Source organism: Porticoccus litoralis (assembly GCF_030676955.1).
In the GTDB taxonomy this organism is placed as follows: domain Bacteria; phylum Pseudomonadota; class Gammaproteobacteria; order Pseudomonadales; family Porticoccaceae; genus Porticoccus; species Porticoccus litoralis.
Genome location: NZ_JAUUUU010000001.1, coordinates 423,668 through 441,026, shown reverse-complemented (window position 1 = coordinate 441,026; position 17,359 = coordinate 423,668). Strand labels below are relative to the sequence as shown.

Annotated in this window: 18 protein-coding genes; 17 read left to right on the top strand and 1 reads right to left on the bottom strand. The window is 54.7% G+C overall.

Annotation, left to right across the window (positions count from 1 at the left end):
- Positions 1–16 precede the first annotated feature (16 nt).
- Positions 17–1,501, top strand: coding sequence for a glutamate--cysteine ligase family protein (locus tag Q8A57_RS02240; protein ID WP_305169296.1), 1,485 nt, complete (start codon positions 17–19; stop codon positions 1,499–1,501).
- A 49-nt stretch (positions 1,502–1,550) separates the two neighbouring features.
- Positions 1,551–2,666, top strand: a complete 1,116-nt coding sequence (locus tag Q8A57_RS02235; protein WP_305169295.1) for a M14 family metallopeptidase — start codon at positions 1,551–1,553, stop codon at positions 2,664–2,666.
- An 18-nt stretch (positions 2,667–2,684) separates the two neighbouring features.
- On the opposite strand, the gene cobB is transcribed toward Q8A57_RS02235, so the two are convergent.
- Entirely contained in the window at positions 2,685–3,398 is a 714-nt protein-coding gene (gene cobB, locus Q8A57_RS02230) for a Sir2 family NAD+-dependent deacetylase (RefSeq protein ID WP_305169294.1), read from the bottom strand.
- A gap of 133 nt (positions 3,399–3,531) precedes the next feature.
- On the opposite strand from cobB, the gene arsS reads away from it, so the two are divergent.
- The 15 genes from arsS to smc all read left to right on the top strand — a co-directional run bounded on the left by arsS (position 3,532) and on the right by smc (position 17,343).
- Positions 3,532–4,506: an arsenosugar biosynthesis radical SAM (seleno)protein ArsS gene (arsS, locus tag Q8A57_RS02225; protein ID WP_305169293.1), complete on the top strand. Its 975-nt coding sequence runs from the start codon at positions 3,532–3,534 to the stop codon at positions 4,504–4,506.
- Positions 4,506–5,198 (top strand): TIGR04283 family arsenosugar biosynthesis glycosyltransferase, encoded by a 693-nt coding sequence (locus Q8A57_RS02220; protein WP_305169292.1) that lies wholly within the window; start codon positions 4,506–4,508, stop codon positions 5,196–5,198. Before arsS ends, Q8A57_RS02220 begins: the two co-directional genes overlap by 1 nt.
- Complete coding sequence (locus tag Q8A57_RS02215; protein ID WP_305169291.1) at positions 5,176–5,814, top strand: TIGR04282 family arsenosugar biosynthesis glycosyltransferase; 639 nt, start codon at positions 5,176–5,178, stop codon at positions 5,812–5,814. Before Q8A57_RS02220 ends, Q8A57_RS02215 begins: the two co-directional genes overlap by 23 nt.
- 126 nt (positions 5,815–5,940) lie before the next feature.
- Complete coding sequence (locus tag Q8A57_RS02210; RefSeq protein WP_305169290.1) at positions 5,941–6,123, top strand: PA3496 family putative envelope integrity protein; 183 nt, start codon at positions 5,941–5,943, stop codon at positions 6,121–6,123.
- 107 nt (positions 6,124–6,230) lie between these two features.
- Entirely contained in the window at positions 6,231–6,869 is a 639-nt protein-coding gene (gene ccmA / locus Q8A57_RS02205; RefSeq protein ID WP_305169289.1) for a cytochrome c biogenesis heme-transporting ATPase CcmA, read from the top strand.
- A gap of 2 nt (positions 6,870–6,871) precedes the next feature.
- On the top strand, positions 6,872–7,543 hold the full coding sequence (gene ccmB / locus Q8A57_RS02200; RefSeq protein ID WP_305169288.1) for a heme exporter protein CcmB: 672 nt from the start codon (positions 6,872–6,874) through the stop codon (positions 7,541–7,543).
- A 43-nt stretch (positions 7,544–7,586) separates the two neighbouring features.
- Positions 7,587–8,339 carry a heme ABC transporter permease gene (locus tag Q8A57_RS02195; protein WP_305169287.1) on the top strand — a complete coding sequence of 251 codons (753 nt, stop codon included), beginning with the start codon at positions 7,587–7,589 and terminating at the stop codon, positions 8,337–8,339.
- The gene (ccmD, locus tag Q8A57_RS02190) at positions 8,336–8,566 is read left to right on the top strand and encodes a heme exporter protein CcmD (RefSeq protein ID WP_305169286.1); all 231 of its coding nucleotides are present in this window, start codon (positions 8,336–8,338) and stop codon (positions 8,564–8,566) included. Before Q8A57_RS02195 ends, ccmD begins: the two co-directional genes overlap by 4 nt.
- A 6-nt stretch (positions 8,567–8,572) precedes the next feature.
- Positions 8,573–9,031 carry a cytochrome c maturation protein CcmE gene (gene ccmE, locus Q8A57_RS02185; RefSeq protein ID WP_305169285.1) on the top strand — a complete coding sequence of 153 codons (459 nt, stop codon included), beginning with the start codon at positions 8,573–8,575 and terminating at the stop codon, positions 9,029–9,031.
- Positions 9,032–9,064: 33 nt separating this feature from the next.
- Complete coding sequence (locus Q8A57_RS02180; RefSeq protein WP_305169284.1) at positions 9,065–11,038, top strand: heme lyase CcmF/NrfE family subunit; 1,974 nt, start codon at positions 9,065–9,067, stop codon at positions 11,036–11,038.
- 13 nt (positions 11,039–11,051) lie between these two features.
- Complete coding sequence (locus tag Q8A57_RS02175) at positions 11,052–11,576, top strand: DsbE family thiol:disulfide interchange protein (protein WP_305169282.1); 525 nt, start codon at positions 11,052–11,054, stop codon at positions 11,574–11,576.
- Positions 11,577–11,585: 9 nt separating this feature from the next.
- Positions 11,586–11,957: a carboxymuconolactone decarboxylase family protein gene (locus Q8A57_RS02170; RefSeq protein ID WP_305169281.1), complete on the top strand. Its 372-nt coding sequence runs from the start codon at positions 11,586–11,588 to the stop codon at positions 11,955–11,957.
- 13 nt (positions 11,958–11,970) lie between these two features.
- Complete coding sequence (locus tag Q8A57_RS02165) at positions 11,971–12,522, top strand: cytochrome c-type biogenesis protein (RefSeq protein WP_305169280.1); 552 nt, start codon at positions 11,971–11,973, stop codon at positions 12,520–12,522.
- Positions 12,522–13,712: a c-type cytochrome biogenesis protein CcmI gene (ccmI, locus tag Q8A57_RS02160; RefSeq protein WP_305169279.1), complete on the top strand. Its 1,191-nt coding sequence runs from the start codon at positions 12,522–12,524 to the stop codon at positions 13,710–13,712. The genes Q8A57_RS02165 and ccmI overlap by 1 nt, the downstream gene beginning before the upstream one ends.
- A gap of 130 nt (positions 13,713–13,842) precedes the next feature.
- On the top strand, positions 13,843–17,343 hold the full coding sequence (gene smc / locus Q8A57_RS02155; protein ID WP_305169278.1) for a chromosome segregation protein SMC: 3,501 nt from the start codon (positions 13,843–13,845) through the stop codon (positions 17,341–17,343).
- The last annotated feature ends 16 nt before the right edge of the window (positions 17,344–17,359 follow it).

The following is a 17,359-nucleotide window of genomic DNA, read 5'->3' as shown; positions in this document are numbered from 1 at the left end:
TTTTTAGGAGGTCTGAATGGGGCAATTTATTCAAAAGACCAGCTTCAGCGAAAAAGACTTTCTTGCTTTTCAGGACAAGTTGCACCAGTGCCTGGAGGCTCTTGAACTGGTGCTGGAGCGACCCGGTTTTGGGCTGGGAGAGCCCTCCATCGGCGCGGAGCTTGAGTTATATCTGCTGGATGGCGAAGGGCGTCCCGTGCTCGAAAACCAGGCCGTTCAAGACACCTATGACGACCCAACGCTAACACTGGAATTAAACCGGTATAACCTCGAACTCAATTTCACCCCCCTTCCTGGCACCGGTGCACCATTCACCGCTCTGCAGCAGCAGATACTGGACAATCTCGCCGGATTGAACCAGAAGATGGACCCGTGGCAGGGGCAGGTACTACCTATCGGAATTTTGCCGACCTTGCAGGAGAGGGACTTTGGTCCACAGGTGATGACGGATCTACCCCGTTATCGTGTGCTTGCGGAAGCGGTTCAACAGCGCCGCCAGAGCACAGGCATTCGTATTGAGGGGCAGGACAGCATGAATCTGGTCCACGATGATGTCACCCTGGAAGGCGCCTGCACGTCCTTCCAGATTCATTATCGCCCTCGAGGGCAGGACATGGTGAACCTGTGGAATGCTACGCAGCTGGTTACTCCCCTAATGGTGGGGGTGTCGGCAAATTCGCCATTATTGCTCGGCCATCGCCTTTGGCATGAAACCCGAGTGCCACTGTTCTGCCAGTCCATTGATGGGCTCAATAGCCAGTCCGAACATCCCGTACCTCCGCCAAGGGTCAGTTTCGGACAGGGCTGGTTGCGCCATAGTCTAATCGAGCTGTTCCGCGAGACTGTTCAGCTCTATCCACCCCTGATCCCGATACTCAGTGATGAGGACCCGTTGGCCGTGGTGGCTCAGGGAGGCGTGCCGAAACTGGAGGAGCTGCGCCTGCATGATGGCACCATCTGGTCCTGGAATCGCCCGATCTATGATCCGTGTAATGACCCCCATTTGCGTATAGAAATGCGTGTCCTGCCTGCGGGCCCCAGTGCTGCGGATATGGCGGCTAACGCAGCATTGTTTATTGGGCTGGCCCAGGGGTTGTCGGAAGATGTGGAGCCGTTGCTATCTGCGCTACCCTTTTCCTATGCCCGTACCAACTTTTACCGTGCCGCTCAGCACGGAATGGGGGCGTCCATCTACTGGCCCAACGCCCATCAGAACAGTCTCGAGGAGCGGTCATTAGCCGCTGTGCTGGAGCAGTTATTGCCCGTCGCGGAGAAAGGTCTGATTCAGGTCGGTGTGAACAAGGAAGAAGCCCAAACCTGGTTATCGTTAATCAGTGACAGGCTGCAGAGCGGGCAGACGGGTGCCAGTTGGCAGTTGCAACAATATAACCGCTTGGTGGGCAACGGGCATGGGAACCATGAGGCTTGTCTGCAACTGCTGAAAGCATACTGTCATCACTCCAACGCCAATGTTCCAGTAGCCCAGTGGCCGGACCTTTAACTTGCCGGTGTTAAACTTATGAAGATGACAGTGAGGTAGGCAGACGACGATGTCTCAGGGATCAGCCTTTCAGGAACTGAATAACCCGCCGGTTTCGTCCATTCCAGCATCTGTAGAAGAGTTTCTGCAGCAGCTGGCTGTGCCCACCCTGCTACGCCTGGATGGTGCAGATCAAGGTCGTTGCCGCTTTGTGGTGACACTTTTACACGGTAACGAGCCCTCGGGGCTCAAGGCGATTCACCAGCTGTTACTAGAAGGTTTTCGGCCCCAGGTGACGATGTTTGTGGCAATTGTGTCTGTCTCTTCGGCACTGGCGGAGCCGCTGTTTACCCACCGTTTTCTTCCCCCGTTGGAGGATATGAACCGGTTGTTTACCTCCCCGGTGGCAGGGGAGCAGGGACAACTGGCTCAAGCACTGCTGGCGTTGATCCGGGATCATCAACCGGAAGCGGTCATAGATATTCATAATACGTCCGGGGACGGGCCTGCATTTGCTGTCTGCGCGGCTGAGCACGACTGCTTTTATGATTTGGCTCCCCTCTTTACCCACCGCTTGATCATTACCGACATTCGTCTTGGCGCTCTCATGGAGGTGATGGACCTGGGCTGCCCGATCCTGACTGTGGAGTGCGGTGGTGCGAATCAACGACTGTCTGATTACGTCGCTATTGAAGGTCTGCGGCGATTTCTTACCGCGAGCAATCTGGCAGAGGCGGCCTCACTGCCCAAAGAAGAAAAACTGGCGCTGGATATTTATCGCCACCCGGTGCGACTGGAGCTGCAGAAGGGCGCTAGCCTCTGTTATGCAGATACGCCCTGTGAAGGCGTGGATATCACACTACCCACGCAGATCGATCGCCGCAATTTTGGCATTGCTCGGGTGGATTCTCCCCTGGCCTGGTTGGGGCCGAAGGGGCTGGATGCTCTCAGACTGGTCGATGCCAGAGGGCAGAATGTGATAGATCAGTATTTCGTGGCTCGCCAGGGCAAGTTGTTTCCACGGGTAACGCTGAAGTTGTTTATGGTGACAACCACACCGAGGATAGCACTCAGCGATTGTCTGATGTACGCGGTTAAAGAATCCTATCACCAGCTCGAGGAAGCCCCGACCGATGACCACTGGCCCGATTTTTTTGCTGGGGTAGGTTCCTTGTCCTCAGGTTGACAGCCGGATTTCTGGTGGTCATGGGCAGATAGTATGCAGGTATTGGGGCACTACCTCTGAAGCCATTCCATAGCATTGTTCTTCAAACCGAGAACCATTGACAGAGGGTTCAAGGTTTAGCTCTACCGTATGGGCGCCAGCGGCCCTGGCGATTTCAAAAAAACCTGCAGCCGGGTAGACATTGCCCGATGTGCCGATGGCAATGAACAGGTCACATTGATCCAGCACCCGGTAGATCTCATCCATATAAAGCGGCATTTCTCCAAACCAGACCACGTGGGGCCTTAACTGGCCCGGGATACCGCAGCATGGGCAGACTGAGTGGGTAGCCGTGTCTTCCAAGCAATCATAGATTTTTCCGCTGGCGCTGCAGCGAATTTTTAGCAGTTCACCGTGCATATGCAGCGGCTGGCGGCTTCCAGCCTGCTCGTGGAGGTTGTCAATGTTCTGGGTCACCAGGGTGAATGTGCCGTTAAACCGTTTTTCAAAATCGGCCAGCGCCTTGTGGGCGGCATTCGGGACAATATTTTCGTGGAGCAACTGGTGTCTGCGCAGGTTATAGAAGCGGTGGACAGTATCGGGATCGCGCTCAAAACCTTCAGGAGATGCCACATCCTCGATGCGATGATCTTCCCATAGGCCATCGCTGGCGCGGAAAGTGCGAATACCGGATTCTGCAGAAATGCCTGCGCCGGTTAGCACGACAATAGACTGATAAGGTGTAGTGCCCATAAAAAAATGTCTTCTATTCTCAGCTGAGGAGTCTTTAGTTGATACATACTAGCAAACGGTCATGCAGCAGCAATGGCAAACTTTTTCACCTCAGCCTGGTCTCAACCTGCACATAATTTGGCAGAATGAGCCGATGCTTGATACCAAACCGTTATTGCTCAAAACCGACTTTCCCCCCCTAAAACGCCAGGGTCTTAAAAATCTGCAAGTGAATCTGGGTTACCGCTGTAACCAGAGCTGCAGTCACTGTCACGTCAATGCCGGACCCGGTCGTACAGAGATGATGAGCGCAGAAACGGTGTCTCTGCTTGTGGACGTATTGCGCCAGACTTGCCCGGACACACTCGATCTCACCGGGGGGGCACCTGAGATGCACCCACAGTTTCGTGACATCGTACGCGAAGCTGTGTCCCTGGGTATCACAGTTATTGACCGCTGCAACCTGACTATCCTGGTCACTGAGGGGTATGAGGATACGGCCGAATTTCTGGCAGAGAAGGGTGTGACCGTGGTGGCGTCACTGCCCTGTTACACCGAGCAGAATGTCGACCAGCAACGCGGCAAGGGTATTTTTAAGCAGAGTATTGATGGACTTCAGCGGCTTAATCAACTGGGTTACGGCAGGGATTCCGGGCTGCCATTGAATCTTGTTTACAACCCGGGGGGCGCTTTTCTGCCGCCTCCTCAGCAACAGTTACAGGAAACCTATCGGGAGCGCCTGTACCGCGATTTTGGTATCGACTTCAACGAGCTGTACACCATTACCAACATGCCCATCAGCCGGTTTGGCGCGACATTGCTGGCCAAAGGTGATTACGAGCCCTACATGCAGTTACTGAAAGATAATTTTCAGGCCGCCAATCTGGAGGGCTTGATGTGTCGCGATACGGTCAGCGTTGATTGGCAAGGGAATCTGTTTGATTGTGATTTTAACCAGATGCTGGCAATGCCGATGGTGGCGAGCGACCAGCTGATAGCATCGGACCGGCAGCGCCATTTACAAGACCTGCTGCCATCCAATCTGGAGGGGCAAACCATTGTCGTGGGTGATCATTGTTATGGTTGTGCGGCAGGTCAGGGCAGCAGCTGTGGCGGGGCACTGGCCTGATGCCCCGGGTTTCCCTGAGTATTGTGATACCTGCACTCAACGAATCCGGTGAAATTGTTCATGCCCTGACACGACTGCAGCTATTGCGTGATCAGGGAGTTGAAGTGCTGCTTGTGGATGGCGGCAGCGAGGACGATACCGTACGGCTGGCAAAGCCCCTGGTGGATGTGGTGATAGACAGTGACCGCGGCAGGGGCGTTCAGATGAATAGGGGCGCGTCCGCCGCCAGTGGTGACTACCTGTTGTTCCTGCATGTGGATAGCCATCTACCGCCGACATTTTCAGCGGATGATCTGCTTGGGGCGGCATGGGGCTTTTTCCCGGTGCGCCTGAGTGGTCGGGCCTGGCTTTTTCGTGTGATTGAGAGGGCTATGTGCTGGCGCTCGGCTCTCTCGGGTATTGCCACCGGCGATCAGGGATTGTTTGTGCGCCGCGACCTGTTTGACGCTATTGGTGGTTACCCGGCGATTCCGTTGATGGAAGATGTGTCTATTTGTCGGCTTCTCAAGGGCCGGTGTCGTCCCTCACGACAGCGTCACCCTGTTACTACCTCCAGCCGCCGCTGGGAAACCCGGGGAATCTTGAGAACAGTTCTGGAGATGTGGCGCCTGCGACTGGCCTATTTTTTCGGGGCGTCCCCACAGTATCTGGCTGGCAGTTATTACACGAATGACATCGACCGACCCCGCTAGCTGCCTGGTGCAGTTTGCCAAGGCGCCTATCCTCGGACAGGTGAAAACCCGGTTGCAATCCAGTCTGGGAGAACAGGGCTGCCTTGATTTGCATTGTGCGCTGGTAGAACACGTGCTGTCGCAGTTCGTGCATGAAACAGGAGTCTGTCAACAGCTCTGGTGCAGCGAGCCCCACCCATATTTTCAGCAATTGGTTGAAGGTCTTCCTGTCTCGCTGCACCTGCAGCAGGGGAGCGATTTGGGTGTGCGCATGGCGTCAGCATTCCAAACCTGCTTGCACCACTACGACAAGGTCGTGTTAATCGGTAGTGACTGCCCGGCACTCTCGGTTCAAACCCTCAATACCACGTTACAGCTGCTGGATGAGGTGCCGGCTGCCTTTGTCCCTGCCGAGGACGGTGGCTATGTACTGGTGGGATTAACCCGGTTTGACCCGGCATTGTTCCAAGGTATTCCTTGGGGTTCGTCCGGTGTCATGGGCGTCACCCGGACACGTTTAACGGAGATAGGTTGGGACTGGCGGGAGCTGCAAATGCTACCCGATATTGACCGCCCGGCTGATTTACACCTCCTATCCGGCCACAAAAAACTGGATTTTTTTGCGAAAAACTACTAATACCATGAAATATAAGAAGTTATTTTTCTTGACCGTTTATTGATTTGCACCTATTTTGCGCAAAAATGCAGTGATAAATTCACTGTTTCGCTGTAGTGGTCAATATCGAGATGGAGGTATTTCGGTATGAGTAGCGAAGACGCAGTAGAAGATGACGATTTCGACGTCGAGGATGACAACAATACTGAAGAGCCGGAAGCGGAATCGATAAAAGTCATGACATCTGAATCCAGGCGCCGTCTTGAAGACCGACTGGAAGAACGTCGTCTGCAAAAAATGATACGCGATTACGATTTCGATCTGGATTAATCTTTTCGGCCGGGCTCTATCGTCGATCCTGGCCGTGTCAACTTTTTACCTCCCCTCCATAAGTTTTGGCATAATAGCGCTTTTGCCACTGTCCGGACCCGTAGCCGTTGTCGCAACCCGCTGTTTTTAAACTCCATGACATAGCCTTTGAGCGTGATGACAGACTGCTGTTTTCCACTGTCAACACGGAGCTCAATGGCGGCGACATTCTTCAGGTTGAGGGCCCCAACGGGGCGGGAAAAACCACACTATTACGTATCATTGCTACGGCTCTTTCGCCCACTGACGGCATATTGAGCTGGCAGGGGATCGATATCCGTCGTCAACGCAGTGAATACCTGCAGAGCCTGCTTTTTCTTGGGCACTTGCCGGGCCTCAAGCAATCCTTGTCACCACTGGAAAACCTGCAATGGTGGCGCCGTGTGCATACCGATCAGAACCCGTTGGCCGATGAAGAGGTGCTGGCCCAGATCGGTTTGCGCGGGTACGAGGATGTCCCCTGTTATTCCCTGTCTGCCGGGCAGCAGCGCCGGGCAGCACTGGCCCGTTTATTGGTGACGCAGGCACTGTTGTGGGTGCTGGATGAACCGTTTACCGCTATTGACAAGCAGGGGGTTGCCGAGCTGCAGTCCCTGCTGGTGAATCACGCCGGGCGCGGCGGCATGGTCATTCTGTCTACCCACCAGGATGTCGGCATTCCGGGTATGCGCCGTCTCTCTCTGGCGGGTTCTGGAAGGGTGTCCTAGTCATGGGAAGTGGTTTTATCTCCATACTGCGACGAGATCTGTTGCTGGCTTTCCGCAATCGCGGCGAAATCGCCAACCCGGTCATTTTCTTTTTTATCGTTGTTACCCTGATTCCACTGGGATTGACCCCTGAAGCCAGTCGTCTGGCAGAAATTGCCCCCGGCATCCTGTGGGTGATGGCACTGCTCGCCTCCCTGCTGTCCGTCGATGGCCTGTTCCTCAGTGATTACAGGGATGGCACCCTGGAGCAGCTGGTGATTTCGCCGCAACCTCTCTACTTGATGGTATTGGCAAAAATACTTGCGCACTGGCTGATCAGTGGCCTGCCTCTGACCCTTTTGTCGCCGGTTTTGGGTATGATGCTGTCCTTGCCGAAAGAAGGTTATCTACCATTGGTAGCAAGCCTATTTATGGGTACTGCGGTACTCAGCCTGGTGGGTGCTATTGGCGCTGCACTGACAGTGGCACTGCGTAAAGGTGGACTGCTGCTGTCATTAATTGTTGTTCCGCTGTACATGCCCGTGCTGATCTTTGGCTCAAGTGCGGTGCAGCGAGCGGTAGATGGGTTTTCGGTGCAGGGTCCTTTGGCGGTAATCGGAGCGTTACTGGCTTTTTCCCTATTAATATCACCCTTTGCTACTGCGGGTGCTTTGCGTGTCGGCATGCATGGTTGAATCTGCGATGGTCAGTAAACGGCTGAAGAGAGGAAATTAACGAATGTGGCAGTGGTTTCATCGCCTGGGTTCGCCACGCTGGTTTTATCAGGCCAGTGGCAAGTGGTTACCGTGGTTAACGGCAGCAACTGTGTTGCTGCTGGTTGTCGGTATTGCCTGGGGGCTGGGATTCGCTCCCAGAGATGCCAAGCAGGGTAACAGCTTTCGAATTATTTATATTCACGTGCCAGCCTCATTTCTGGCATTGGCTGGCTATTATGTGATGGCTTTTTCAGGTGCGGTTGGTCTGATCTGGAAGATGAAGCTTGCCGATATGGTTATGAAGTCTGCGGCGCCTATTGGAGCAGTACTGACATTCATAGCCCTTTTTACCGGTGCGATCTGGGGTAAACCCACTTGGGGAACCTACTGGGTTTGGGACGCTCGAATTACATCCATGCTGGTGTTGTTTTTCTTATACCTGGGCGTGATTGCACTGCAGTATTCCTACAGTGGTCAGGATGCGGCCAACAAGGCCAGTGCTGTGTTGTCGCTAGTCGGTATGGTGAATATTCCCATCATCTACAAGTCCGTAGACTGGTGGTATACGCTGCATCAGCCGGCGACGATCAAACTTACGGAGGCTCCGTCCATGCATCCGGACATGTTTCAGCCGCTGTTAGTCATGATCCTCGGGTTTTACTGCTTCTACGCGCTGGTACTGATACTGAATACCCGTGCTGAAATTCTTTACCGTGAACGTCGTACCCGCTGGGTGCAGGAAATGGTCTCCCCCGTGGAGGGAACGCAACCATGATATTTCGTTTTGACAGTCTTCAGGACTTTCTGCAGATGAGTGGGCACGGCCCCTACGTCTGGTCTGCTTATGCGGTCTCTATTGCCGTCATGCTCTGGCTCGTTGCGAGCCCGTTGCGCCGTCGCCGTCAAATACTGGCCGATGTACAGCGGCAGCAACGCCGGGAAGCTCTGCGCCAGTCTGAAGACGCTGTTGATGACAACTACGTGGCAGAGAACCGGAGTTAGACAACCATGCACCCAATACGTCGACAACGTCTGGTAATGGTGATTTTTATCGTGGTGGTAGCATCCATCGCCGTGGGTTTGATGAGCTTCGCCCTGCGTGAAAACATCAACCTTTTCTATCCGCCGACAAAAATTGCTTCTGGTGAAGCACCCAAGGATGTTCGCATCCGTGCCGGGGGAATGGTCGTGGATGGCAGCATGAAGCGTGCGGATGACTCGCTCTTTGTAAGCTTTCTGATTACCGATGGTGAAGCGGATGTCGAAGTGCATTACACCGGGATTCTGCCAGACCTGTTTGCCGAGGGTGAGGCAGCTGTGGTAACCGGTGAACTGAATGCAGATGGCGTTTTCATGGCCTCGGAAGTCCTGGCCAAGCATGATGAGAACTACACACCTCCGGAAGTGGCAGATGCAATGGACGCCGCTCACCAGCGGGCTCAACAATCTTCCAGTGAAGACAGTTGATGGAACAGTCTTTCTCTCAAAGGGGGATAAAACTTGATTGCTGAATATGGCCATTTTGCCCTGATTCTGGCCCTGGTGCTGGCAGTACTGCAGGCGGTGATACCGCTGGCTGGAGCCTCTGTGGGTAACCGATTGTGGATGGCCTCTGCGCGCCCGCTGGTTGCCGGGCAGACAGTGATGGTGGCGTTCAGTTTTGGCTGCCTTGTGGCACTGTTTCTCAACGACGACTTTTCCGTGAGTTACGTGGCCAATAACTCCAACACCCTGCTGCCGACACAATATAAAGTTAGTGCGGTGTGGGGTGCCCATGAAGGCTCGTTGTTATTGTGGGTGTTGATTCTTGCGCTGTGGAGTTTTGCCGTGGCGCTCTTCAGCCAGTCGCTGCCTCGTTCACTGGTGGCGCGGGTCATTTCGGTGATGGGTATCATCAGCGTCGGCTTTTACCTGTTTCTGCTGTTTACTTCCAATCCGTTTGAACGCGAACTGCCGTTTTCACCCATTGAGGGTGCAGATCTCAACCCGTTGTTGCAGGACTTCGGGCTGATTGTTCACCCGCCCATGCTCTACATGGGGTACGTGGGCTTTTCCGTTGCTTTCGCTTTTGCCATTGCCGCGCTGTTGGCGGGGCGTATGGATGCCGCCTGGGCACGATGGACACGCCCCTGGACCAATATCGCCTGGATGTTTCTGACACTGGGTATTGCTCTGGGAAGCTGGTGGGCCTACTACGAACTGGGCTGGGGTGGCTGGTGGTTCTGGGACCCGGTGGAAAATGCCTCCTTTATGCCTTGGCTGGTGGGTACGGCATTGGTGCATACACTGGCGGTCACTGAAAAGCGCGGGGTATTCCGCAGCTGGACGCTACTGCTGGCTATTTTTGCTTTCTCGCTGAGTCTGCTGGGAACGTTTCTGGTGCGTTCCGGGGTGTTGACCTCGGTTCACGCATTTGCTGCGGACCCAGAGCGGGGCGTGTTTATTCTGGCCTTCCTGGCTATTGTGGTGGGCGGTTCCCTGTTTCTTTATGCCCTGCGTGGCCCGTCGGTAAGAAGTACAACCAGTTTTAACGGGTTTTCTCGGGAAATGTTTCTGCTGATCAATAATATTCTGCTGGTCAGTGCCATGGTTATTATTCTACTGGGCACCCTATACCCACTGATTGCGGATGTGCTGGACTGGGGCAAGATCTCAGTGGGCCCTCCCTATTTCAACCTGTTTTTTGTGCCGCTGATGCTGGTTTTGGCGGTACTGATGGCAGTGGGCTCGGTATTGCGCTGGAAGCGTAACAGCCTGAGCGATTTGACACGTTTCCTGAATGTGCCGGTTGTTGTGTCACTGCTGGCAGGGGCGTTGTTCCCACTTTTCTATGGCGACGAATATTCGTTGATGGCGGCTGTGACTGTGGCAGTGTCCACATGGGTTTTTGCCGTCACGCTGAGAGACATCTGGCAAAAGAGCGGCCACTCCCGTTCCCGCTGGCACGGATTGCTGCGCCTCAAGGGCAGTTATTTTGGCATGGTCCTGGCTCACCTGGGCATTGCCGTCTGTATGGTGGGTGCGGGCATGACCACTATCTACAGCGAGCAGCGTGATGTGCGCATGGTTCCCGGCGATTCGGCAGATCTGTTGGGTTACCATTTTGAGTTTGTTGAAATGCGCCGGGTTCAGGGGCCGAACTATATTGCTGACCAGGCAGTGGTGGCGGTGACTCGGAATGGCCATGCCATTGACCTGCTGCATCCGGAAAAACGACGTTACATGGCCAGCGGTCAAACCATGACGGAAGCGGCGATCGGCAGTGGTTTCTGGCGCGATCTCTACGTTGCGCTGGGTGAACCGCTGGCAGGTGATGCTTGGGCCGTGCGTATACACATTAAGCCCTTTGTCCGCTGGATATGGCTGGGTGGATTGTTGATTGCGCTGGGAAGCTTTATCGCCGTGTTGGATAAGCGCTACCGTCACCAGCGGGCAAGCCAGACCGCCAGTGATGCCCTGGCATCAGGTGCCTGAGGAGGCTGACACTGTGTCGAGACTGAAGTTATTTATTCCCCTGATGGTTTTTGTGGTATTGGCAATCTTTCTGCTGAATGGCCTGAGCCGCGATCCCAATGAAATGCCCTCGGCACTGATCGATCGTCCGGTGCCCGCGTTCTCATTGCCAGTGTTGGGTGATCAACAACAGATGATGGATGAGAAAATCTTTCAGGGTAAACCGGCCCTGTTCAATGTCTGGGGAACCTGGTGCATTGCCTGTCGTGTTGAGCACCCCTATTTAAACAAGCTGGCGCAACAGGGTGTCCGAATTGTTGGCCTGAATTACAAGGATGACTTGGCCGAGGCCGAAAAATGGCTGGCGGAAAAGGGCGATCCCTACGAACTCAGTGTGATTGATGCCACCGGCCGGTTGGGGTTGGACCTGGGTGTTTTTGGTGCCCCGGAAACCTATGTGGTCGACGCCAATGGCACCATTCGTTACAAACATGTGGGCGTTATCGATGAGAGCGTCTGGCAAAAGAAAATCCTGCCGGTGTGGCAACAGATTCAATGAGGAAGCAGCATGGCTGAAGAAGACTATCAACGGGGTATGAAGGTTCGCCGTCAGGTGATGGGTGATGTGTTTGTCGATCGCGCTATGGATAGTATTACTGAGTTTACTCGCCCGGTGCAGGACTACATCAACGAAAACTGCTGGGGTTCCGTCTGGGCGAGGGACACTCTGCCCCTGAAGACCCGCAGTATTATCACCATCGCGACATTGGCGGCTCTGAAGTCGCCCACTGAACTGAAAGGTCATGTGCGCGGTGCACTGCGCAATGGTTGTACCCCGGAAGAAATTCGTGAGGTGCTGCTTCATACTGCCCCGTACATTGGTGCTCCGGCTCTTCAGGAGGCCTTTCGAGCAGCGAAGGAAGTGATTGAAGACCTCTAATACGGCAATGTCTATGCGTGCTTTTTTTGTGACTAACAGCGGAATGAATAGGGCCTCGATGTGTCTTGGCATCGCTCTGCTATGGCTGGTGTTGCTCACACCCTTTCAAGCAATGGCCGCTGTGGATGTAAAAAGCTTTAGCAGTGACTCGGAGCGGGAACGCTTTACGACATTGGTCAATGAGTTGCGCTGTCCTAAATGCCAGAACCAGAACCTCGCTGACTCCAATTCGCCCATTGCTGAGGATCTGCGCGATGAAATCTATCGCATGTTGGAAGAGGGTAAGTCGGATCAGGAAATTGTTGATTTTCTGGTGGCACGCTACGGGGAGTTTGTGCTCTACAAGCCGCCAGTGAAATCGACAACCCTGCTGCTTTGGTTGATGCCAGCCGCATTGCTCTTAATCGGATTATTTGTGGTTTTTATGGTGCGACGCCGGCAACAACCTGCGGCGGATGCGAATTCATCCCTGGACGGTGATGAACAGGCCCGCCTGCAGGCCCTGCTGAGTGAGTCCAAAACAGGCGCTGGCAATTCAGCCGATACCAAAGGGGATGCACATTGATGTGGTTGATTTTTGCGCTGCTGTCGCTGGTCGCTGCAGCGTTCGTGGTTTACCCCCTGTTTTCCCGTTCTTCCCGACAGCAACATACCGAGCCTGTGCATGCCAATGTGGTGCTCTATCAGGAGCAGCTGGCTGATCTGGACCGGCAGCTGGCGGATGAAGAAATTGATGCCGCTCAGCACGCTGAACTGGTGGCGGAACAACAGCGGTTGCTGCTGGCCGATGAAAACCTGGCGGACTCCCATCGCCAGGCCCGTGGTCGTGGTGCCTGGTTGCTACTTGCCGGGCTGCTGATCGTACCCGTGTTCACGTTCACTCTATACGAGATGCTCGGTGCCAGTGATGATGTGGCCATCACGACCATGATGCAGGATAGACTGCGGGGTAACCTGGATCAGGCTGAAGATGCACAGCTTCGCGAGCAGCTGACGCAACGTATCGGCAGGCGTCTGATGAGCCAGCCGGATAATATCTACTATCTGGTTTCCCTGGCTCGCTTGCAGTTGGAGAGCGGGGATATGCTGCAGGCCAGTGCGACCTACCAGCAGGCCGTGGCGGTGAGCCCGGATGATCCGGATCTGTTGGCAGAATATGCCCAGGCCATGTATTTCGCTTCAGGTAACAAGTTTGTGCCAAGCGCGGAAAGTGCCCTTGATCGGGCGCTATCGCTGGATCCGAATAATCTGACGGCCTTGGGTTTACAGGGAATTCGTGCCTTTGAAAATGCAGATTACACCTTGGCTATTGCCAGTTGGCAATCGGCGCTGCGGGCCATTTCACCCGCCACTCCCCAAGCACAGGCGTTGCAGGCAGGCATAGCTCGTGCCAAGCAGCAGTTGGGCGAAGAGCTGCCCGGTATCAAGGTGCAAGTAACGTTGTCGCCTGAGCTGGCGGCCGACCCGGAGCTGCTGGTTTATGTGTTCGCCAGAGAATGGCAGGGTCCGCCGATGCCTTTGGCGGTAACACGACTGCAGGTGGCAGACTTGCCGGCCTCAGTTGTGTTGGATGACACCATGGCCATGCCCGGAGGCAAACCGTTGTCTTCCGTGGAGCAGGTTCAGGTGGTGGCCAGGGTGTCTCAAAGTGGCTCGGCCATTCCCGCGCCGGGTGACCTGGAGGGCGTCAGCGGGGCACTGAACCTTTCTCAAGGGAGTGTTTCAGAAGCTGTCATTATCGACCGAAAATTATAACCGATGGCCGCTTGTGGCCCCGGTACAGCCGTGTAAAATCAACACCTTTAGCTGCGTCTAATCGCTATCAATACAGGTGGCATTTCGCAGAGTTTGTTCTGGCCGGAAAGCCGACTTCAAAGAGACATACATGCGCCTTAAATGTATTAAATTGGCAGGATTCAAGTCATTTGTTGACCCCACCACGGTGTCTTTTCCCAGCAACCTTTGTGCGGTTGTAGGTCCTAACGGCTGCGGTAAGTCCAATATCATTGATGCGGTGCGCTGGGTGATGGGTGAAAGCTCGGCGAAGCACCTGCGCGGTGAGTCCATGACAGACGTGATCTTCAATGGCTCCGGCGGGCGCAAGCCGGTTGGCCAGGCGTCCATTGAGCTGGTGTTTGACAATTCCGACAGCACACTTGGCGGTGAGTACGCCAGCTGGAGTGAAATCTCCATCAAACGCAAGGTTACCCGGGACGGACAGTCCAATTATTTTCTGAACGGCAACAAATGCCGCCGTCGCGATATCACCGATATTTTTCTTGGCACCGGTCTCGGTCCGCGCAGTTACGCCATCATTGAACAGGGCATGATTTCCAACCTGATTGAAGCCAAGCCCGATGAGCTGCGTGTTTATATCGAGGAAGCTGCCGGAATCTCAAAATACAAGGAGCGCCGCAAGGATACTGAAAACCGTATGCGTCGTACCCAAGAAAACCTTGAGCGTTTGACGGATATTCGCGACGAGTTGGGCCGCCAGTTAGGCCGCCTGGAACGGCAGGCACAGGCCGCTGAAAAATACGCTGAATTGAAAAAGGAAGAACGTCGCTTAAAAGCTGAATTACAGGCACTGCGTTGGCGTTTGCTGGAAGGGCAGATGACCGAACGCAGGAAAGTAATCACTGAGTTCGAGTTAAAGATAGAGGCATTGGTCACTGAGCGCAGCAGCTGCGACACCACCCTTGAGCGTGCCCGCACGGAATATACAGAGCTGGGTGACACCTTTAATGAAGTGCAGGGTCGCTTCTATGCCATCGGTGCCGAAGTGGCTCGCATCGAACAGGCGATTCAGCACGTGCAGGATCGTGCTCGTGAGCTGGAACAGGATCTGGCCCAGACCGAGCGCAATTATGCCGAATCTGAAGAACATCTGCGTAGCGATCGCCAGAAAGCCGAGAGCTGGCAGCGGGAACTACAGGAAATTGTTCCCGAACTGCAGCAGGTCACCGCGGCGGAAGAGCTTTCCCAGGCAGAACTCATTGCCTCGGAAAGTGCCATGCAACAGTGGCAATCTGCTTGGGATGATTTCAACCAGCGCGCAGCAGACCCGAGGCAGCAGGCAGAGGTTCAACAGTCCCGTATCCAACACCTGGAACAGGTGTTGAGGCGTCTCGGGGAACGAATTGAGAGTATTCAGCAGGAATATCAGGACCTGGGCGACAGCCAGGTGCAGGAAGAGATTGCTCTGGTTCAGGAACAACTGGCCGAAGTGGAGCTGACCCTCGGTGACCAGCAAGCCAATCTTGAACAAATTAACGGCAAGATAGAACAGGCCCGGCTCCAGGGCGATCAGGCCGGTAGTGAACTGGATAGGCAGCGTGGCCAATTGCAGACCCTGATGGGGCGCCGGGCCTCACTGGAAGCTCTCCAACAGGCGGCGTTGGGCGGCGACGATGAGCAACAGCAGTGGATCCAAAACAATCAACTGCAGGCACAGCCGCGATTGGCGGAAACCCTGCAGGTCGAAAGCGGTTGGGAAACTGCGGTCGAGGTGGTGCTGGGTAACTACCTGCAAGCACTGTGTGTCGATGATCTCTCAGACCTGTCGGCACAGCTAGCCAGTTTCAGCAAGGGAGAGCTGGTGTTGGTGGATAATGCCTCTGTCACTGCACAGGGCTCTGTTGCGGCAGACCGACTGGCTGCCAGGGTGAACAGTCCCCATGCCGCGCAGTTGCTAGGTGGTGTCTATGCGGTCGAGCAGCTTTCTGATGCGCTTCAGTTGAGGGCAAAACTGGAAGCGGGTGAATCAGTAGTAACACGTGATGGCCTCTGGTTGGGTGCTAACTGGCTTCGGGTCGCTAGGGATCAGGATGCCCAAGCTGGTGTTCTGAAGCGTCAGCAGGAACTGGAGTCACTGGAGCAGCGTCAGGCAGAAACCGAAGCAGCCATTGAGTCGTCCTCTCAACAGAAAGAAGCGGCTGAAAAAGCATTGCATGATCTGGAAGTGCAGCGGGAATCCATTAGCCGCCAGGTCTCCGAACAACAACGCCACTATGCCGAGTTGCGGTCTTCACTCAGTGCCAGTCAGATGCAGGTGGAACAGTTTGCCGCTCGACGTGAACGCGCAGACAACGAACTGGCGGAAGCGAAACAGCAGCAGACCCTGGAGCAGGAGAACCTTGCCGAAGCTCGACGTTTGCTGTCTGCAGCCATTGAGACCATGGAAAAGGATGCACAACAGCGGGAGGAGCTGTTACAGCAACGGGACGGTTTGCGGACCTCTCTGGATGAGTCGCGCCAGCATGCACGCCACGATCGGGATCGCAAGCATGAGCTGGCGATGCGCGAAAAATCCCTTAGCACACAGTTGCAGTCAATCCGCGAGGGCATTGGTCGACTGGAAACCCAGGTAGAACGCCTGCAGGAACGCCGTGAGCAGCTTCGTACCACATTCAGGCAGGATGAAGATCCCACCCAGGAGTTGAAGGAGCAACTGGCAGAGCAACTGGAATGCCGCTTGCTGGTGGAGAAAGAACTGGCAGATGCCCGTCAGTCTCTGGAGGCAGTTGAGCACCAGATGCGCGAAAGCGAAAAGCGCCGGGCAAACCTGGAACAGCAAATCCAGGAACAGCGCAGCGAACTTGAACAGCAGCGGCTGACGGCACAGGATCTTGTCACCCGCAGCAAAACCATTGTCGAACAGATTGGCGAACAGAAATTTGACCTGGAAACTCTACTGGCGTCGTTGGCAGAAGACGCAGACCTGAGTCAGTGGGAAACTGAGCTGGAAAAAATGGCAAATCGCATCCAGCGTCTGGGCCCCATCAACCTGGCAGCAATCGACGAGTTCAAGATCGAGTCAGAGCGCAAAACCTATCTCGATGCCCAGAATGCCGAGCTGGAAGAAGCGCTAGAGACACTGGAAAACGCCATTCGCAAAATTGACCGTGAGACTCGCACGCGCTTCAAGGAAACCTTTGACCGCATCAATGTTTCCCTGCAGGAGCTGTTTCCGAAATTATTTGGTGGAGGCCATGCCTACCTGGAAATGACCGGTGATGATCTGCTGGACACGGGTGTGGCGATCATGGCTCGCCCTCCGGGTAAAAAGAACACCACCATTCACCTGTTGTCCGGTGGAGAAAAAGCGATGACGGCAATCGGTCTGGTGTTCTCTATCTTTCACCTCAACCCCGCACCATTCTGTATGCTGGATGAGGTGGATGCGCCGCTGGATGATGCCAACGTGGGACGTTACGCCCGCATGGTGGCGGAGATGTCAGAAAAAGTGCAGTTCATTTATATTTCCCACAACAAGATTGCCATGGAAATGGCTAACCAGTTGATGGGGGTGACCATGCACGAGCCGGGGGTGTCGCGCCTGGTCAGTGTGGACGTGAATCAGGCCGTGGAATTGGCCGAAGCCTGATTCAGGACAATACACA

Coding starts and splice junctions, on each gene's coding strand:
- Q8A57_RS02240 (WP_305169296.1), top strand. CDS start 17: ATGGGGCAATTTATTCAAAAGACCAGCTTCAGCGAAAAAGACTTTCTT.
- Q8A57_RS02235 (WP_305169295.1), top strand. CDS start 1,551: ATGTCTCAGGGATCAGCCTTTCAGGAACTGAATAACCCGCCGGTTTCG.
- cobB (WP_305169294.1), bottom strand. CDS start 3,398: ATGGGCACTACACCTTATCAGTCTATTGTCGTGCTAACCGGCGCAGGC.
- arsS (WP_305169293.1), top strand. CDS start 3,532: ATGCTTGATACCAAACCGTTATTGCTCAAAACCGACTTTCCCCCCCTA.
- Q8A57_RS02220 (WP_305169292.1), top strand. CDS start 4,506: ATGCCCCGGGTTTCCCTGAGTATTGTGATACCTGCACTCAACGAATCC.
- Q8A57_RS02215 (WP_305169291.1), top strand. CDS start 5,176: ATGACATCGACCGACCCCGCTAGCTGCCTGGTGCAGTTTGCCAAGGCG.
- Q8A57_RS02210 (WP_305169290.1), top strand. CDS start 5,941: ATGAGTAGCGAAGACGCAGTAGAAGATGACGATTTCGACGTCGAGGAT.
- ccmB (WP_305169288.1), top strand. CDS start 6,872: ATGGGAAGTGGTTTTATCTCCATACTGCGACGAGATCTGTTGCTGGCT.
- Q8A57_RS02195 (WP_305169287.1), top strand. CDS start 7,587: ATGTGGCAGTGGTTTCATCGCCTGGGTTCGCCACGCTGGTTTTATCAG.
- ccmD (WP_305169286.1), top strand. CDS start 8,336: ATGATATTTCGTTTTGACAGTCTTCAGGACTTTCTGCAGATGAGTGGG.
- ccmE (WP_305169285.1), top strand. CDS start 8,573: ATGCACCCAATACGTCGACAACGTCTGGTAATGGTGATTTTTATCGTG.
- Q8A57_RS02170 (WP_305169281.1), top strand. CDS start 11,586: ATGGCTGAAGAAGACTATCAACGGGGTATGAAGGTTCGCCGTCAGGTG.
- Q8A57_RS02165 (WP_305169280.1), top strand. CDS start 11,971: ATGCGTGCTTTTTTTGTGACTAACAGCGGAATGAATAGGGCCTCGATG.
- ccmI (WP_305169279.1), top strand. CDS start 12,522: ATGTGGTTGATTTTTGCGCTGCTGTCGCTGGTCGCTGCAGCGTTCGTG.
- smc (WP_305169278.1), top strand. CDS start 13,843: ATGCGCCTTAAATGTATTAAATTGGCAGGATTCAAGTCATTTGTTGAC.